17 protein-coding genes are annotated in these 16450 nt (G+C 66.9%); 6 read left to right on the top strand and 11 right to left on the bottom strand.

What is annotated here, in order from left to right:
* Window positions 1–41: 41 nt before the first annotated feature.
* A complete protein-coding gene (locus BLS11_RS19285) occupies window positions 42–206 on the top strand; it encodes a DUF8014 family protein (protein ID WP_175454373.1) in 165 nt (54 codons plus the stop codon).
* A 4-nt stretch (window positions 207–210) separates the two neighbouring features.
* Here the strand turns inward: BLS11_RS19285 and BLS11_RS04785 are convergent, their stop codons facing one another.
* The 6 genes from BLS11_RS04785 to BLS11_RS04760 all read right to left on the bottom strand — a co-directional run bounded on the left by BLS11_RS04785 (window position 211) and on the right by BLS11_RS04760 (window position 6169).
* Window positions 211–948 carry a GNAT family N-acetyltransferase gene (locus BLS11_RS04785; RefSeq protein WP_092533709.1) on the bottom strand — a complete coding sequence of 246 codons (738 nt, stop codon included), beginning with the start codon at window positions 946–948 and terminating at the stop codon, window positions 211–213.
* A 74-nt stretch (window positions 949–1022) separates the two neighbouring features.
* Window positions 1023–1436, bottom strand: coding sequence for a DUF8055 family protein (locus tag BLS11_RS04780; RefSeq protein WP_092533706.1), 414 nt, complete (start codon window positions 1434–1436; stop codon window positions 1023–1025).
* A 4-nt stretch (window positions 1437–1440) separates the two neighbouring features.
* Entirely contained in the window at window positions 1441–3111 is a 1671-nt protein-coding gene (locus BLS11_RS04775) for an FAD-dependent monooxygenase (RefSeq protein ID WP_092533703.1), read from the bottom strand.
* Window positions 3104–4837 (bottom strand): electron transfer flavoprotein subunit alpha/FixB family protein, encoded by a 1734-nt coding sequence (locus BLS11_RS04770; RefSeq protein WP_092533700.1) that lies wholly within the window; start codon window positions 4835–4837, stop codon window positions 3104–3106. Before BLS11_RS04770 ends, BLS11_RS04775 begins: the two co-directional genes overlap by 8 nt.
* Window positions 4838–4839: 2 nt before the next feature.
* On the bottom strand, window positions 4840–5712 hold the full coding sequence (locus tag BLS11_RS04765; RefSeq protein ID WP_092533697.1) for an electron transfer flavoprotein subunit beta/FixA family protein: 873 nt from the start codon (window positions 5710–5712) through the stop codon (window positions 4840–4842).
* Window positions 5713–5839: 127 nt separating this feature from the next.
* The gene (locus tag BLS11_RS04760) at window positions 5840–6169 is read right to left on the bottom strand and encodes a 4Fe-4S dicluster domain-containing protein (RefSeq protein WP_092533694.1); all 330 of its coding nucleotides are present in this window, start codon (window positions 6167–6169) and stop codon (window positions 5840–5842) included.
* 105 nt (window positions 6170–6274) lie between these two features.
* Between BLS11_RS04760 and BLS11_RS04755 the strand changes: the two genes are divergently transcribed.
* Entirely contained in the window at window positions 6275–6760 is a 486-nt protein-coding gene (locus BLS11_RS04755) for a DUF456 family protein (protein ID WP_092533691.1), read from the top strand.
* On the opposite strand, the gene BLS11_RS04750 is transcribed toward BLS11_RS04755, so the two are convergent.
* From BLS11_RS04750 to BLS11_RS04730, 5 genes are all read right to left on the bottom strand, one after another.
* A complete protein-coding gene (locus BLS11_RS04750) occupies window positions 6757–7371 on the bottom strand; it encodes a cyclase family protein (RefSeq protein ID WP_092533688.1) in 615 nt (204 codons plus the stop codon). The genes BLS11_RS04755 and BLS11_RS04750 overlap by 4 nt on opposite strands.
* Window positions 7372–7413: 42 nt before the next feature.
* Window positions 7414–9207, bottom strand: coding sequence for a glutamate--tRNA ligase (locus tag BLS11_RS04745; protein WP_092533685.1), 1794 nt, complete (start codon window positions 9205–9207; stop codon window positions 7414–7416).
* Between the two features lie 108 nt (window positions 9208–9315).
* On the bottom strand, window positions 9316–10089 hold the full coding sequence (locus BLS11_RS04740; protein WP_092533682.1) for a helix-turn-helix transcriptional regulator: 774 nt from the start codon (window positions 10087–10089) through the stop codon (window positions 9316–9318).
* Window positions 10090–10176: 87 nt separating this feature from the next.
* Window positions 10177–11223: a geranylfarnesyl diphosphate synthase gene (gene idsA3 / locus BLS11_RS04735; RefSeq protein WP_092533679.1), complete on the bottom strand. Its 1047-nt coding sequence runs from the start codon at window positions 11221–11223 to the stop codon at window positions 10177–10179.
* A gap of 1 nt (window position 11224) precedes the next feature.
* Entirely contained in the window at window positions 11225–12577 is a 1353-nt protein-coding gene (locus BLS11_RS04730) for a ribonuclease J (protein ID WP_092533676.1), read from the bottom strand.
* 339 nt (window positions 12578–12916) lie between these two features.
* Between BLS11_RS04730 and BLS11_RS04725 the strand changes: the two genes are divergently transcribed.
* From BLS11_RS04725 to purF, 4 genes are all read left to right on the top strand, one after another.
* Entirely contained in the window at window positions 12917–13972 is a 1056-nt protein-coding gene (locus tag BLS11_RS04725) for an ATP-binding protein (RefSeq protein ID WP_245698682.1), read from the top strand.
* A 61-nt stretch (window positions 13973–14033) separates the two neighbouring features.
* Window positions 14034–14273: an LSM domain-containing protein gene (locus tag BLS11_RS04720; RefSeq protein WP_092533673.1), complete on the top strand. Its 240-nt coding sequence runs from the start codon at window positions 14034–14036 to the stop codon at window positions 14271–14273.
* Window positions 14270–14446 carry a 50S ribosomal protein L37e gene (locus tag BLS11_RS04715; RefSeq protein WP_089766274.1) on the top strand — a complete coding sequence of 59 codons (177 nt, stop codon included), beginning with the start codon at window positions 14270–14272 and terminating at the stop codon, window positions 14444–14446. Before BLS11_RS04720 ends, BLS11_RS04715 begins: the two co-directional genes overlap by 4 nt.
* 407 nt (window positions 14447–14853) lie before the next feature.
* The gene (purF, locus tag BLS11_RS04710) at window positions 14854–16419 is read left to right on the top strand and encodes an amidophosphoribosyltransferase (RefSeq protein ID WP_092533670.1); all 1566 of its coding nucleotides are present in this window, start codon (window positions 14854–14856) and stop codon (window positions 16417–16419) included.
* Window positions 16420–16450 lie beyond the last annotated feature (31 nt).

The raw sequence follows: 16450 nt of genomic DNA, 5'->3' as shown, positions 1-16450 counted from the left end.
CGGACGGTACACCGAAGCGTCTCGGCGTCGTAGTCGCCTCCATGGCGACGTGCAGCGAACCCGGCTGCGAGAACGAGGCGTCCGTCAGGTTGTACGTCCCGTGGGACGAGGACAGGGACGTTTGTGCGGCCCACGGGCGGGCGTTAGTCCAACGCGACGGCGTGGTCGCCGAACCGTTGGACGGCGCGGAGGAGACGTGGCGGTAGGGTCTCAGCGCAGTTCGACCGCCATCATCACCTCGTCGACGTACTCGCCGTCTATCTTGTAGTGGCCCTCCCGCACAGCCTCCGTCTCCCAGTCGTGGGACGCGAGGAAGTCGATGGCCTCCTCGTTCGTCGCGGGAACGCTGTTGTACAGTTTCTCGAACTCGTGTTCTCGCGCCCAGCGGATGCCGCGTTCGAGGAGGGCCGAGCCGATACCGGACCCGCGGTGCTCCGAGCGCACGCCGACGGTGAGGACGGCGGTGTGGCTGAGTTTGGTCGTCTCCGGTAAGTCCAGGTGGACCCACCCGACGAGTTCGTCGCCCACGGTGGCGACGAAGAACATCCGCGAGCGCACGTCGTTGTGGCGGATGATGACCTCCTCGTGGTCCACCACGTCGGCCACCGTCTCCGCTTCGATGTACGTCCCCTCCTCGGCCACCTCGCGGATCGCGTCCACGAGACTGTCTAAGTCCACCTCTTGGGCCATCCGGATGGTGTACTCCGTGCCGTCGTCGGCCTCGTGGGTTTCGGCGTCGTCTCGCTGGTAGGCGACTTCGAGTTTGTCGTCTACCTTCCGGACGTAGCCGTCGCGCCGGAGGACGGTCAGGTGCGCGCCCAACGCACCCGGTTCGAAGTTGAGGCTCCGCCGCAGGTCCTCCTCGCGGACGATTCCGTGGCTTTCGATGTACTCGTAGATGTCTTTGCGGTCCCCGTGGTCGAAGTTCAGCGCCTCCGTTACTTCCATGCCATCAAATACCACACAGCGAACCATAACATTTATTCGTTAAGGTGTGAATTTCGCCCGGAGCGGACGGCTCGCTACCGCTCCGGGACGCGCGTGAGTAGTCGGGCGGTGTCCCGCGCGTCGCGCGTCTCGACGAGCAGTTCCGCCGCCGCCCGCACGGAGAAGTCGGCGTCGAGTTCGACGCCGTGACACCGCGCGTAGAGGCCGAGCCAGTCGTTCAGCGCTCGGCGGAGCAGTCGGTGCTCCTCGGCGGAGAACGCGACGGGCCGCGCCGCCGTCCGCGCCTCGACGTAGACGGCGACGACCGGTCCGACGCCGTCTCTGGCGCACTCGAGCGCCCGTTCGGACCGCTGACCGTCTCCGGGCGGGTCGAACGCCTCCCGTGCGCGTCGGGCTTCCGCGGCGAGTTCGCGGATTCGCCCGGCGAACGGCGACGCCTCGGGCGACTCCGCCGCCCCCGACGCGTCGGGTCCGTCGTCCGTCGGCATCGGCTCAGCCCTCCTCGAACAGGACGCCCTTGCCGCCGGCGGGGTGCGTCCACTCCGTGTCGGCGACGACGGCGCAGGTGCCGCACTCGACGCAGGGTTGGGTGTCGAGGCTGACGACGCGTTCCTCGTCGCCGTTCGTCCGAATCACCTCCTCGCGGTAACAGCCGCCGCCGAAGTCCTCGGCGCTGACCGGACAGGCCGTCACGGCGTCTCCGCTGGCCTCGTAGGAGTTATCGCGGAGTTCGATGTGAGGGTTCCCCACGTCGGTGTCGTACGTCAGTTCCCCGATTCGCTCTTCGAGGCTCGGCGGGGCGATTCGGTTCCTGTCCGTGACGCGCGTCCCCAACTCCTCGGCGATGACCGTCGGGAGGGTGACGTACGGCGTCCGGGTGTCCGGAATGAGCGTCGAGAGCGTCGGCGACGCGTACAGTCCTTCGAGTCGCCCGGACAACGCCCGCACGCCCAACCGACCGACGGACGAGGTGAGCACGCCGTCCAGCAGTTCGGTCGCGCGTTCGCGTTCGCCGATGCGTCGGACGGCGTCGTACCCTCGGGGGCGGAGTTTCGCCATCACGCCCTCGTCGCGGAGTTTCTTCGCGTACAGCTTCCCGGCGAGTTCGGGCTTCCCGCCGGCCTTCGCCTTCCCGAACGCCTCGCCCGCGAGTGCGCCGGCGGTGACGGCGTGGTTCATCCCTTTGATGATGGGCCCCTGCGCCTGCATCTGCCCCGCCGCGTCGCCGACGAGGAGGAGTCTCCCCCGGTGGGGTTCCCGCAGGGCCACCTTCTTCGAGTCGGGGACGAGTTTCGCGCTGTACTCGCGTTCGCGGTAGTCACCGCCCAACCACTTCGCCAGCAAGGGGTGCGTCAGCAGGGAATCGAGGAGTTCGTGCGGTTCCGCCTCGCGGGCGACGAGGCTGTCGAGGTGAAACACCGTCCCGACGGAGAGGCTATCGCGGTTCGTATAGAGGAACCCGCCGCCGCGGACGCCGTCGAACAGGTCACCCGAGAACAGGTGCGCCACGCCGGTGTCCCGCTTGACGGCGAAGCGGTCCTCGACGGCGTCTTCGGGCATATCGACGACGGCCTTGACGCCTTGGTACCACTCTTCGGGCTCCTCCCAGTCCATCAACCCGGCGTCGCGGGCGAGTTCGGAGTTCACCCCGTCGGCGGCGATGACCACGTCGGCGCGTATCGGGTCGAGTTCGTCGCAGGTGACGCCGACTATCTCGCCGTCCTCCCGGAGCAGTCCGTTCACGCGCACGTCGGTCAACAGGCCGCCGCCCGTCTCCCGGGTCATCTCGTGGACCCGGTCTTCGAGCCACGAGTCCATCTTCCGCCGGAGGACGGAGTCGCACCACTCGGTGTCGTGGTCGTGAAGCGAGGTGATGTCGAACGTCTCCACCGTCTCGCCGGCGACGTTGTGGATGTAGTAGCGCGTGACGGGGCGTTCGGTCGCCTCCTCGCGGAACCCCTCGAACAGGTCGTCTATCGTGTACGGCGCGGACTCCTCGGCGTAGATGAGGCCGCCGGAGACGTTCTTCGACCCCGCCTCGACGCCGCGTTCGAGCACCAACGTCTCGACGCCGTAGTTCGCGAGTGCCGCGGCGGCGGCGGCCCCGCCCGGCCCCGCGCCGACGACGACGGCTTCGTAGTGTTCGCTCGGCGTCTCACTCATCGGCCTCACCTCCCGTCGGCCGCGCGTCCGCGTGTGAATCGGGCCGTCGGCCGCCGTCGGTGGCGGCGGCGTCGCCCGCGGCGGCGACGGACGCGAAGTCCGCGCGCCCCTCCTTCAACGCCGCCGTCAGTCGGGGGAGCACCTCGAACAGGTCGCCCCCGACGAAGTAATCGGAGAAGTCGCGGATGCGCGCCTCCGGGTCGGTGTTGACGGCGACGATGGTCTCGGACTCGTCCATGCCGACTTTGTGCTGGACGGCCCCCGAGATGCCCGCCGCGATGTAGAGGTCCGGGGCGACGACCTGTCCCGTCTCGCCGATTTGGCGGTCCTCGGTCGTGTACTGCTCGACGTGGCCCTCGAACTGGTAGGATCCGGTGACGATGCCGCGGGAGACGCCCACGTCGGCGTTCTCGAACTGGTCTGCGAGTTCGACGGCGAGTTCCATCCCGCGGGTCGGCGCCTCGCCGATGCCCCGCCCGACGGCGACGACGACGTCGTTTCCGGTCAGGTCCACGCCCTCGTCTAACCGGTCGTAGTCGGTGACGGAGACGCGGAACCACTCGTCGTCGAGTGAGATGTCGTGCTCGATGACCTCGCCCTCGCGTTCGGCGTCGGGTTCGGGTACGTCGAAACTGCCGGGGATGACGGACGCCCCCTGCGGGTGGAACTCCCTCTCGGGGTTGTCCAGACAGAGGATAGTCGAGTACTCGAACCCCGAGAAGTCCGGCCGCTTCATGTGCAGGACGCGTTCGAACTGCTTCTTGTCGCCCGCCGCGCCGGTCTTGACGGGGTTCGATATCACCTCGTCTTCGATGTAGAGGCCCGAACAGTCGCTGGCGAGACCCGAATCCAACTCGGCCTGCACCAACGCCGAGAGGTCCCGGCCGTTGTTCGTCGCCGGGAAGAGGACGTACCGCGGTTTGTCGTAGTCGCGCCACGCCTCGTCTCTCCCGCCGCGGGCCTCGCCGTCCTCGTGCGTCGCGCCCGCGCGGGCCATATCGCAGAATATCTCCGTGTACGGCTTGTGCTGGAAGCGCGACAGTCGCGGGTCCTCGTGGTAGACGACGACGTCCGCGCCGTAGGCTATCACGTCCTCGGTGTGCGTCTCCACGTGGTCGCCGACGAGGACGGCCACGACGCGTTCGCTCTCCCCGTACGCCTCGTTGTAGTCGTCCATCAGTTCGCGGGCCTTCCCGAGCATCTCCTTCGAGACGTCCACGAGTTCGCCCGCCTGCGTCTCGCAGTACACCCACATGTCGCGGTAGACGCCGCCCTCCAACGCCCGGACGTGCCGTTTGTCGTTCGTCGGGTGGTCGAGTTCGGGGTGTCGCTCCTCGGGCGGTTTCCGCGCCTCACGTTCGCCCTCCTCGCTTCCCTGCACGGAGTCGAGACGGTTCTCCACGAGGCGCTTGACGCCGTCTCTGTCCTCGCCGGCCTCCTCGCGTTCGAGGATGGACTCCAGTTCCGCCGGGTCGTCGATGTCGGTGATGGCGTTGCCGACTTCCGCGGTGCTCATCTCCGTCAGATCGAGGGCGTCGGCGTCCGTCTCCTCGTCGTCGCCCTGGAACTTCTCGATTCGGCTCTCTATCAGCGAAATCACGGCGTCGCGGTCCTTCCCGTCGCGTTCGGCCGCGAGTATCTCCCGCAGTTCCTCGGCGTCCTCTATCTCCCGGAGTTCGGGGCCGAGCGCGGATATCTCGTACTCGCCGGGGTCGATTGCGGGCACGGTCAGTCACCCCCCGCGGCCGCCGCGTCGGTGTCGGCCAACGGTTGCATCGTTTCGAGAACCTCCGTCATCGCCTCGGCGTCCTCGGGGTCCACCATCGTCGCCTCGCGTTCGGCGGGCGGTTTGGGGATGGGATCAACCGAGGAGACGATGGTCGGGGACCCGTCGAGTCCGATGTAGTCGGGGTCGAGATTCAGGTCGGCGTGGTCCCACACCGTCAGGTACTCCTCGTACTCCTCGATGCGGGACTTCGCCTCGGCGCGTTTGTCCTTCAGCGTGAGTCTGTGCGCCGCCGTGCGGTAGGTCGGTTCGAACTCGGGGTCGGCGACGACGAACGCCGGAAGCGACAGTTCGACCGTCTCCACCTCCGCGATGTCGCCCTCGACGAGGCGTTCCGCCCGGAGGGTGCCCGCCTCCTCGTCGACGTCCATCGAAACGACGTGCGTCACGAGGGGCATGTCGAGGCACCACGACGTCTGCGGGCCGGTGTGGCCCGTCTCCCCGTCGGCGGTTTTGAACCCCGCGAACACGACGTCGGGGTCGCCGAGCCTCTCGATGCCGGTGCTGAGCGTGATTGCCGTCGCCCACGTGTCCGCCGCGGCCATCTCCCGGTCGGAGACCAAAAGCAAGTCGTCGGCGTACGCCGTCTCCATCGCCTCCCGAAGCACCTCCTTGTACCCCGGCGGTCCCATGCTCACGACGCTCATCCGCCCCCCGTGGCGGACGTGCGTCTGCAGGGCGGCGTCGAGGGCGTGCGCGTCGTTCGGGTTCATCACCGTCGGTGTCTTCCCGCGTTCGAGGTGGCCGTCTTCGTCGAACGACACCTGCCCCTCTCGGAAGTCGGGGACGCCTTTGGTCAGGGTGACTACGTGCATTGTTAATTCCTCACACGATAATTGCCACCACGTATTTCTAATAGTCTTTTGTGAGGTATTCGAAACAGTCACCGTCGGGAGGACGAGGGGAACGCGTCGGCGGACGGAAAACGGGCGAGATGCGGCGTCAGGTTCGCCCGGCGCGTCCGGGGTCCACGTCGATGGCGTCCACCGGACAGACGTCCACGCAGAGCATGCAGTCGATGCACTGGTCCTCGTGCGTCGGTTCGACCTTTATCTCGGATTCGGGGTGGCCGGGCGAGTCCACCCACGTGAACACGTCCACCGGGCAGTCCTCCAGACAGGCCCCGTCCGCGATGCAGATGTCGTAATCGACGGCGACGTGCGTGCCGTGGATGCCGAGCTGTTCCGGCGGGTCTACGGGCCCCCACACGGTGACTCCGTTCTCCTCGCCCACTCTCTCGCGGTTCGTCTCGAAGTTCGGGTCGATAGGCATGATATACCATAACAAACTATCGTGACGGTCTTAAATCATGCTCCGAATCGCTTCGTCCGCGCGGACGGGCACCGGCGTTATGCCGCAGGCGGCCCACCTCCGACTATGGCAGTCACACCCATCGCGTTGCTCGCGTTGGCTCTCCTCGTCCTCGGCGTCGTCGGAACCGTCGCCCCCCTCGTTCCGGGCGCACTGCTCTCGCTGTCCGGGGTACTGCTCTACTGGTGGTCCACTGGGTTCACGGACCCGAGCCTCCCCGTCTTCGTCGCGTTGGTTCTGGTGGGTATCGTCACCGTCATCGTCGACTACGCGGGCGGCGCAGTCGCCGCCAAGGCGGCGGGCGCGTCGACGCTGACGACGGGTATCGCCGTCGTCGTCGGGTTCGTCCTCCTGTTCGTGACCGGACCGGTCGGGTTCCTCGTCGGCATCGCCGTCACCGTGTTCGTCGCCGAGTTCGTCCGGAACCAGAACGCCGAACAGAGCGGGAAGGCCGCCCTCTACGCGACGGTGGGCGTCCTCGCCTCCACCGCGGTGCAGATTCTCCTCACGGCGTCGATGCTCGTCGCGTTCCTCTTCGTCCTCTTCTTCTAAACCCGCGCGACGGCGCGAACCGGCGCGCCGTCCGCGTCGACGCGCACCGGCAACGCCAGCAACTCGAACGCCTCCGGCGCGGCGTCGAGGTTGCGGAGGTTCTCTACGACGAGGAGTCCCGCCCCGAGTATCGCGCGGTGGGCGGGCACGCCCTCGCCGCCCGTCGGGTCCGGGCTCAACGCGTCCGTCGCCACCGCGTACCCCCGTTCGGCGCAGAGGCGCGCCGTCTCGGGCGCGAGGGCCGGGTGGTCGGTCATCCGGTCGGTCCCCCACTCCGCCTCCCACCCGGTACGGAAGACGACCATCTCCGCGTCCGGGTCGTCCGGCACCGCGTCGGGGCCTATCGTCCCGTTTTCGCCCGCGTCGCGGCAGTCGACGAGTCGCGCGTCGAACCGAAAATCCTCGGCGTCGAACGCGTCCAGAGAGTCGCCGTCGGGTTCGGTGTGCGAGGGGGCGTCCACGTGCGTTCCGGCGTGCGTCCCGAGTTCGAGTCGGGAGACGCGGTAGCCGTCCGTCTCGAAGTCGGCGTGCGGTTCGACGGTCACGGCGGGGTCGCCGGGGTAGACGGGCATCCCGGATTCGACTCGACGGGTGAGGTCTACGAGGGTCACGTGCGACGGTACGCGCCGCGGAGAAAAGAAAAGGGCTGTCGCCTACTTGTGCGCCCAGTAGACGACCGATTCGTCGCCCTCCGCGTTACCGGAACGCTCCGCGTTCCGGTTGGCTGACGAGACGCCCTGCGTCTCGTCAACGTCGCGGGAGTCGCCGTCGTGGCCGTCCACGCGGACGAATCCGAGACGCTCGAACTGGATGACTTCGTCTTCCGCCGTCTCGGCGAAGTCGGGTTCGGCGACGCCCACCACGTCGCCGTCGGGCGTCCGCATGCGGACGGGGACGTTCTCCGTGGCGGGGGCCCAGTGAATCACGTCCACCTCGCCGGAGCGAACCGCCTCGATGCTGTCGTCGGTGTGGACGAAGGTGTCGCCCTCGCGGCGGACGCACCCGTAGCCTTTCAGCCAGACGCGTTCGCCCTCCGCGGGCGCGTCCTCCGACTCGACGGCGACGCCGCCCTCGGCCGGAACGGTCCGGTCGCCGCGTTCCTCGTGGTCGGGGTGGAGTGCGGGGTGGCCCGCGTCCGGACCGCCGTCGAGTGCGAACACCTCGCCCTCGCGGACGAAGAAGTAGCGGTCCGCCTCGTCGTCCACGATGTCGCGGTTGTTCGCGTAGACGGCCGACATCGAGAGGTCGACGTTGGAGGTGGACGTGCCGAGGCCGACCATCGCCTCGACGATGGCCTCCCCGCGGATGCCGCGGCGGCGGAGACTCTTCAGGGTCGGCGCGCGCGGGTCGTCCCACCCGTCGAGTTTCCCCTCCTCGACGAGTTCCTTGATGGTCGAGGTGGAGAGTTTCACGTCGTACTCGTCGACTTGGACGTGCCCCCAGTGGATGACCTCGGGGTACTCCCAGTCGAAGTAGTCGTAGACGAACTGCTGGCGCTTCGCCGAATCCTGCAGGTCGATGCCGCGGATGATGTGGGTGACGCCCGTGAGGTGGTCGTCCACGCCGGACTGGAAGTCGAGCATCGGCCACGCGCGGTACTCTGCGGCCTCCTCGCGCGGGTGCGGCGTATCGACAATGCGGAACGCCACCCAGTCGCGGAGGGCGGGGTTCTTGTGCTCGATGTCCGTCTTCACCCGGAGGACCATCTCCCCGGAGTCGTACTCGCCCGCGACCATCTCCTCGAACTCCGCCATCGTCGTCTCGGGGTCTTTGTCCCGGTGAGGGCAGGCCTCGCCGTCGTTCTTCAGTTCCGAGAACGTCTCGCCCGAGCACGAACAGGTGTACGCGCCGCCCGACTCGATGAGTTCGCGGGCGTAGTCGTAGTAGGTTTCCACCCGGTCGGAGGCGAGGATTACGTCGTCCGGTTCGAAGCCGAGGTACTCGACGTCGTCGAGGATGGCGTAGTAGGCGTCCAAGTCGGGGCGCTTCGTCTCGGGGTCGGTGTCGTCGAAGCGGACGATAAAGGACCCGTCGTAGCGGTCTTTGTACGTCCCGATGACCGCGGGCATCCGCGCGTGGCCGATGTGCCACGGGCCGTTCGGGTTCGGGGCCGCGCGCATCCGCACTTCGTCGTACTCGTCGGCGTTCGGCAGGTCCGGAAGCACCGTCTCGTCTTCCTCCTCTTCGGCTTCGAGTTCCGCGAGTTCCTCGGGCGCGAGTTCCGCCAGTCGGTCGCGCTTCTCCGCCGTCGAGAGGTCGTTGACTCGCCCGACGACGCCGCCGATGATTCCCGGAATCTCGTCACCGTGGGGGCGGAACTCCGGGTTCTCGCCCATGAGCGGACCCATCACCGCGCCCACGTCGGCGTCGCTCTCGTACTTGACCGCGTTGAGCAGGGCGTGCTTCTCGGCCGCTCGCTCGACGCGTTCGCGTAACTCGTCGTCCATTGGCGTTCGATTCTTCGCCGCGGGTAAAAACAGGCCCGGATTGGGGACACACGGGCAGGGGTACGGTACGCAATAGCACGCTGAGACGCTTATGGGTTTCGCGCTCGCTCACTCGGTGAACTCCGAAAGCGGCACGCCCGCCTCGAACCGTTCGGCGAACCGCGCCTCGGCCCACTCGACGGCGTCGGGGCGGTCGTTTTCGACCTGCGCGATGAACGACCCCGCCTCGTCGTGGACGAGGAGGTGCGCCACCGTTCGGTCCTCGACGTCGAAGAGGAACATCCCGAACGGGAGCGACTCGCAGACGCGGACCCGGTAGTCGTCGGCGGCGAAGTACTCCGCGGCCCTGTCGTCGTACCGGTCGAGGGCGTACTTCGCCATCGGGCGGGTGATGGCGACGTCCACGGACAACGACCCCTCGGTGGCCCGTTCGTGGAGCGTCTGCGTCCACCGCGGGTCGTTGTCGGCGACGCCGAACCCGCGGGCGCGGTCAGCGCGCCGCAGTCTGTCGAACGCGTCGTCGATGCCGGAGTACGGCGCGGCCGAATCGCCGGTGACGACGTCCGCGCCGACGAGAAACCGGTGGGAGACGCACGATTCCAGCGGGATGTTCGAGAGCACGTCGCTGGACTCGCGTATCGTCCGCATCGTCTCCGACGTCTCCGTCACCACGTCCAAGGAGAGTCGGCCGGGCGTCGTCGTCCGAAAGCCGCCGTCGACCCGTTCGACCAGACCGAGCGAGGAGAGTTCCGAGATGGCGCGGTTCACCGTCGAACGCGAGGAGTCCGTCGTCGCCACGATGTCGCGTTTCGGTGCCGCACCTTCGCAGAGGTACTCGAGGATGCGCCGTCGCCGCCGGACGACGGTCAGTGCGTCGGCCATACGCGGTAGTCACGTGGCTTCGGTATATAGCTTCGATGTGCCGCCGGCGCCGCATCCAGCGGCGAAAAACCGACCCGTGCCGCCGGGTCAGTAGCCGCGCGTGATGAGGTAGTCCGCGATGTCGCGCAGGAGCGACCGCGCCTCGTTGTCCGGGAGGACTTCGAGGTGGTTCTTCGCCCGGTCGGTCAGTTCGTGGGCCTTCTCGCGGGCGAAGTCGATGGAGCCGGCGTCGTCGAGTTCGGCGACGGCCTCCTCGACCGCCTCCTCGGTCACGTCCTCGACGCCCGAGACGTCGAGAAGCGAGTCCACGTCGACGCCCTGCTGGCGGGCGTGGAGCGTGATGATCGTCTCCTTGTTCTCGACGAGGTCCGACCCGCGCTGTTTGCCGAGTTTCTCCGAGGGCACCGTCAGATCGAGCACGTCGTCCTGTATCTGGAACGCGCAGCCGGAGTCGATGCCGTACCGGTAGAGCGCTTCGACCACGTCGTCGCTCGCGCCCATGAGGACGCCAGCCGTCGCCGCCGCCGCGCCGTAGAGGACGGCGGTCTTCAGCTCTATCATCTCCAGATACTCGTCGGGCAACACCTCGCTGCGTCGCTCGAACTCGACGTCGAGCGCCTGTCCCTCGCAGATTTGGGTGCAGGTCGTCGCGAGCATCCGGACGGCTTCGAGCCCGTTCTCGGGGTCGGCCCCCGTGTGGGTCATCAGCTCGAACGCCTTCGCGTAGAGCGTGTCGCCCGCGAGGATTGCCGTCTCGGTGTCGTACTCTTTGTGAACTGCGGGGACGCCGCGACGGAGGTCGTCGTCGTCCATGATGTCGTCGTGGATGAGCGTGAACGACTGGATGACCTCGATGCTCGCGGCGGCCGTCATCACGTCGATCTCGCGGGAGTCGAGCGTCGGAAACGCGCGGTAGTCCGTCGAGAGCGGCTCGACGTCCGCGAGCGCTTCGGCAGTGAGGAGCGTCACGGTCGGCCGGAGGCGCTTGCCGCCCGCCTGAAGCAGGTAGCGGGTCGCCTCGTAGAGCCGTTCGGGCTCCTCCAGCGGGATGTCCTCGTCCAGCGCCTCGTTGACGAGTTCGCGTCGCTGTCGGACCGCTTCGAGCACCCGTTCCTCCGTCGCTTCCGAGTTCATCTTACTCCACCAGCTGAATCATGTTCCCGTTGCGCGTGACGTGAAGGTCACGGCCCAGCGCGTACCCCTGCGACTCCGCGAGGTCGACGTACGGCGCGAAGCCCTTGAGGTTCTGGTGGGCGGGGATGACGTGCTGGGGTTGGAGCGCGTCGAGCATCTGGTAGTGGCCCTCCTCGCGAAGGTGCCCCGAGACGTGTATCTCGTCGTAGATGCGGGCGCCCTGCATCTTCAGGAGGCGTTCGGACTGGTAGCGCTGCCCCTCGTTGGTCGGCTCCGGGATGACCCGCGCCGAGAAGATGACCTTGTCGCCCTCGTCCAGTTCGTACGGCGTCTCGCCGCGGCCCATCCGGGTGAGCATCGCGCGCGGTTCGCCCTGATGGCCCGTGACGATGGGCAGGTAGTTCTCCTTGCCCTCCTTCATGATGCGCTTGAACGTCCGGTCGACGGACTTGCGGTGGCCGTACATGCCCACGTCGTCCGGGATGTCCACGAATCCGAGGCGCTCTGCGGTGCCGGAGTACTTCTCCATCGACCGGCCGAGCAGGACGGGTTGCCGCCCGATGTCCTTGGCGAACTCGATGAGCGAGGAGACGCGGGAGATGTGCGACGAGAACGTCGTCGCCACGATGCCGCCGTCGTAATCCTCGATGCTCGTCATCACGTCCTTGAGGTGACGGCGCGCGACGGACTCGGAGGGCGTCCGGCCCTTCCGGCCCGCGTTGGTGCAGTCCTCGATGTAACAGAGGACACCCTCACCCTCGCGACCGATCTCGCGGAAGCGCTTCATGTCGATGGGGTCTTCGAGGACCGGCGAGTGGTCCATCCGCTTGTCGAGACCGTAGACGACCGCTCCCTCCGGCGTGTGGAGGACGGGGTTGATGGCGTCGATGATGGAGTGAGTGACGTGGACGAACTCCAACTCGACCTGTCCCGAGTCTCCGATGGACATCGTCTCGCCGGCGCTCATCTTCACGAGGTCGTTGCCGACGTTGAACTTGCTCTCGCCTTCGACCTGCTGTTTCACCAGTTCGATGGTGAACGGCGTGGCCACGACGGGCGCGTCGTAGCGGTGCGCCAGTTTCGAGATGGCGCCGATGTGGTCGAGGTGGCCGTGCGTCGGCACGATGGCCTTCACGTCGCCCTCTAAGTCCGACATGATGCGGTCGTCCGGAATCGCACCCATGTCGATGAGGTCGAGGCTGTGCATCTTTTCGGTCTCCACGTTGTCGTGGATCAGGACCTGAGACAGGTTCAGGCCCATGTCGAAGACGACGACGTCGTCGCCCGCGCGAACGGCCGTCATCTGTCGACCGACTTCTTCGTATCCGCCGATTGTCGCAATTTCGATTTCCATGGTTGGTCCGAGCATTGAAAGCCACAGGCGTGGCGCGGTTGCTCACGTAAAGTCCCGCCGGCGGACGCCGCGCCGCCGCAAATCGGCGGCGCGGACCCGTCGGGACCGAACGGCCCCGGCGTCTTACAGCGCGTCGGTCGTCGGTCCCGCGTGCGGCGGTCGCAACCGCCGCACTTACCCGCGGGAATCTCGGTATGTGGGGCTACACACTGGGGTATTAAAAACTACGTGGGTTGTCCCGTGGGCGCCGCCCCCGAGTTCCGCCGCGCGCTCCGAAACTCGACTTTGATACTCGTCGGAAAGATTAATCGTGTGACAGGCAGATTCCGGAACAGTACGGTGGTACCCGTGGACGAGAATCCCCACTCACGCCGGGCCGAGGACCTGTTCGACCACCTCCCGGTGATGTTCGTCGTCACTCGCCCCGGCCCCTCGAACGGACGAGAGCCGGTTATCGAGGACTGCAACGAACGGTTCGCCTCCAGACTCGGCCACGAGAGGGAGGACGTCCTCGGACGACCCCTCGGGGAGTTCTACGCGCCCGACTCCGCCGAGAGTCTCTACGGCGGGTACGAACGCGCGCTTCGCGGGGAGTTCGACCGCGCGGAACGCGAACTCCTCGCCCGCGACGGCACCGTCGTCCACACGGTGGTTCACGCGGTTCCCCGCCGCGACGACACCGAGGGCGTGGCCGCCCTCTACGTGGACGTGACGGAGCGAAAGCGGCGGGAGGAACACGTACAGATCCTCAACCGGGTGATGCGGCACAACATCAGAAACGACCTGAACGTGCTGTACGGGCACACGGAGATGTTACTCCGCTCGGACGACGCAGACGTTCGGGAGTCTGCGCGGGTCATCGGCCGGACGGTCGAACGCTGGTTAGACCTCACGGAGAAGGCAAAGGAGATAGAGCACCTGTTCGAGGAGGCGCCCGCCGGAACCCGTCCGGTCGGCGAGATAATCCACGAGACGCAGACGAACGTCGAGTTGGCGTACCTCTCGGCCACGGTGGAGACGGAGATAGACGTCGACCCCGACCTGCCCGTCTCGGACCGACTGCACGCCGCCGTCGAAGAACTCTGCGAGAACGGCGTCAAACACGACGACGACGACGAACCGAGGGTTCTCCTCCGGGCGCGTCGCTCCGACTCCGGGGAGTTCCTCGAACTCTCCGTCGCCGACCGAGGGCCGGGCGTCCCCGAACACGAACGGGCCATCCTCCGCGAGGGCGAGGAGACTCCCCTCGTGCACGGGAGCGGACTCGGTTTTTGGCTCGTCAGAACCGTCGCTCGGCGCGCCGGCGGCTGCGTCACCGTCGACGACAGAGCGGGGGGCGGAAGCGTCGTCACGCTTCGAGTGCCGGTCCGAGGCGCGCTAACGGGGACAGAGTGACCGAGCGTCGTCCATCGGATGGTTCGGCACATTTAATACCGAAACGGGATGCGGTTCTGTCATGAGCGGACGACCCCTCGACGTGCTTGAGGCTTCCCTGCAGGAGCCCGTCACGGTCAACCTGAAGGACGGGAGCGCATACTACGGCACACTCGCCGGGTACGACCAACACATGAACGTCGTTCTCGAACCACCCGCGGCGGACGAGGAGGAGGAGGACGTTCTCGGCGAAATTGAGGTCACGCCGGTTGAAGACACAACCATTATACGCGGCGATAACGTCGTCACGATCAAAGCATGACGGGCGCAGGAACCCCCAGTCAAGGAAAGAAGAACAAGACGACGCACGTGAAATGCCGCCGGTGCGGCGAGAAATCGTACCACGTCAAGAAGAAGGTCTGCTCGTCTTGCGGCTTCGGCAAGTCGGCGAAGCGCCGCGACTACGAGTGGCAGTCCAAAGCGGGCGACAACTGAACCGTCGGTCCGGACTCTCACTCTCCTTTACTCTCGATTCTCCGCCGTCGTAGCCGCCGCTCCGTCCGTCGTCTCGTCATCTCCGCCCGTTTCTCTCCGTCACAGTCCGTCGACTCTCCACCGCCGAGTCCCGTCTCCGCGTTCGGTGAGTTCAATCTCCGCGTTCGGCGAATCACGTCTCCACGTTTCGCAAGCCTCGTCTCGCCGTCGCGGTGAACCCGCTCTCCGTCGCTCGGTGACCGTTTCCGCCGGCCCGGTTTCGGCTTTCTCTTCCGGCCCGGAGACCGCACGACGACGCCCGTCCGGCTCGCTTTGATATCCACGATTATGTATATTTGTCCCCCGAGAATGCGACGGAGAGTGCACAAGGACGGGTTTTTTACCCCCTGAACCCCCTACCATCGACTATGCCTGACGGGCGGGACTCTCCGAATCCCACATCCGGACGCGGCGACGGCGCGGACCGACCGACTGCGGCGGACCTCTCGGGGCCGACCGAGAAGTGCGGCGTCGTCGGCGTCTCCCTCTCGGACCGCGCGGCGTCGCGGCCGTTGTACTACTCCCTGTACGCACTCCAACACCGCGGGCAGGAGTCGGCGGGTATCGTCACCCACGACGGGTTCCAACAGCACAGTCACGTCGAGATGGGACTCGTCGGCGACGTGTTCGAGGAGTCGGACCTCGACTCTCTGGCGGGGACGGGCGGCATCGGTCACGTCCGCTACCCCACCTCCGGCGGCGTCAACTCCTGTTGCGCCCAACCGTTCTCCGTCTCCTTCAAGTCGGGGTCGCTCGGACTCGCGCACAACGGCAACCTCGTCAACGCCGACGAGATACGCGACGAACTGGAGGCTCTCGGCCACGCGTTCACCTCGACGGGCGACACGGAGGTCATCGCCCACGACTTGGCGCGCAACCTCCTGAACGAGGACCTCGTGCGGGCGGTCAAGCGCACGATGCAACGCATCCACGGGTCGTACTCGCTGACCATCATGCACGACGAGACGGTCCTCGGCGTGCGCGACCCGCAGGGGAACCGACCACTCTGCATCGGAACGGTCGACGGCGGGTACGTCCTCGCCTCCGAATCCGCCGCCATCGACACCCTCGACGGCGAACTCGTCCGCGACGTCCGACCGGGCGAACTCGTCGTCCTCGAACCCGACGGCTCCGGGTTCGACTCCTACCAACTCGTCGAGGAGGAGAACACCGCCCACTGCTTCTTCGAACACGTCTACTTCGCCCGACCCGACTCCATCATCGACGGTACTCTCGTCTACGAGGCGCGCCGCAACCTCGGCCGGAAACTGTGGGAGGAGTCCGGCATCGAGACGGACGTGGTGATGCCCGTCCCAGACTCCGGCCGCGCCTTCGCCTCGGGGTACGCCGAGGCGGCTAACGAGACGACGGCCGACGGCGAGGAACGCCCGGAGGGCGCGGCCGCCGTGGAGTTCGCCGAGGGCCTGATGAAGAACCGCTACGTCGGCCGGACGTTCATCATGCCGACGCAGGACGAACGCGAACGCGCGGTCCGCCTGAAACTCAACCCGATAAAGAACACCATCGAGGGGCGGTCGGTCACCATCATCGACGACAGCATCGTCCGCGGCACCACCTCGCGCCAACTCGTCCAACTCGTCCGCGACGCGGGCGCGGAGGAGGTGCACGTCCGCATCGGCGCGCCGCCCATCGTCGCCCCCTGTTACATGGGCATCGACATGGCCACCCGCGAGGAACTCATCGCCTCGGACAAGTCCACCGAGGAGATACGCGAGGAAATCGGCGCCGACAGTCTCGCGTACCTCTCTATCGACGCCATCGCCGACGTCCTCGAACGGTCGCGCGCGGACCTCTGTCTCGGGTGCGTCACCGGCGAGTACCCCTACGACATCGACGGCGAGGAGTCCGACCGCGACGTCACCCGCCCCGACATCGACGGCGCGGACGCCGAAATCACGCCCGCCGACGACTGAGACCGCTCCCGTCGACCCTCGCCCCTGTTCG

The organism is Halopelagius longus (assembly GCF_900100875.1).
Taxonomy (GTDB): domain Archaea; phylum Halobacteriota; class Halobacteria; order Halobacteriales; family Haloferacaceae; genus Halopelagius; species Halopelagius longus.
This window is presented reverse-complemented; position numbering and strand designations above follow the sequence as displayed.

Bases quoted from the DNA above. Each gene is read 5' to 3' on its own strand.
- BLS11_RS19285 (WP_175454373.1), top strand. From the start codon at position 42: ATGGCGACGTGCAGCGAACCCGGCTGCGAGAACGAGGCGTCCGTCAGG.
- BLS11_RS04785 (WP_092533709.1), bottom strand. From the start codon at position 948: ATGGAAGTAACGGAGGCGCTGAACTTCGACCACGGGGACCGCAAAGAC.
- BLS11_RS04780 (WP_092533706.1), bottom strand. From the start codon at position 1,436: ATGCCGACGGACGACGGACCCGACGCGTCGGGGGCGGCGGAGTCGCCC.
- BLS11_RS04775 (WP_092533703.1), bottom strand. From the start codon at position 3,111: ATGAGTGAGACGCCGAGCGAACACTACGAAGCCGTCGTCGTCGGCGCG.
- BLS11_RS04765 (WP_092533697.1), bottom strand. From the start codon at position 5,712: ATGCACGTAGTCACCCTGACCAAAGGCGTCCCCGACTTCCGAGAGGGG.
- BLS11_RS04760 (WP_092533694.1), bottom strand. From the start codon at position 6,169: ATGCCTATCGACCCGAACTTCGAGACGAACCGCGAGAGAGTGGGCGAG.
- BLS11_RS04755 (WP_092533691.1), top strand. From the start codon at position 6,275: ATGGCAGTCACACCCATCGCGTTGCTCGCGTTGGCTCTCCTCGTCCTC.
- BLS11_RS04745 (WP_092533685.1), bottom strand. From the start codon at position 9,207: ATGGACGACGAGTTACGCGAACGCGTCGAGCGAGCGGCCGAGAAGCAC.
- BLS11_RS04740 (WP_092533682.1), bottom strand. From the start codon at position 10,089: ATGGCCGACGCACTGACCGTCGTCCGGCGGCGACGGCGCATCCTCGAG.
- idsA3 (WP_092533679.1), bottom strand. From the start codon at position 11,223: ATGAACTCGGAAGCGACGGAGGAACGGGTGCTCGAAGCGGTCCGACAG.
- BLS11_RS04730 (WP_092533676.1), bottom strand. From the start codon at position 12,577: ATGGAAATCGAAATTGCGACAATCGGCGGATACGAAGAAGTCGGTCGA.
- BLS11_RS04720 (WP_092533673.1), top strand. From the start codon at position 14,034: ATGAGCGGACGACCCCTCGACGTGCTTGAGGCTTCCCTGCAGGAGCCC.
- BLS11_RS04715 (WP_089766274.1), top strand. From the start codon at position 14,270: ATGACGGGCGCAGGAACCCCCAGTCAAGGAAAGAAGAACAAGACGACG.
- purF (WP_092533670.1), top strand. From the start codon at position 14,854: ATGCCTGACGGGCGGGACTCTCCGAATCCCACATCCGGACGCGGCGAC.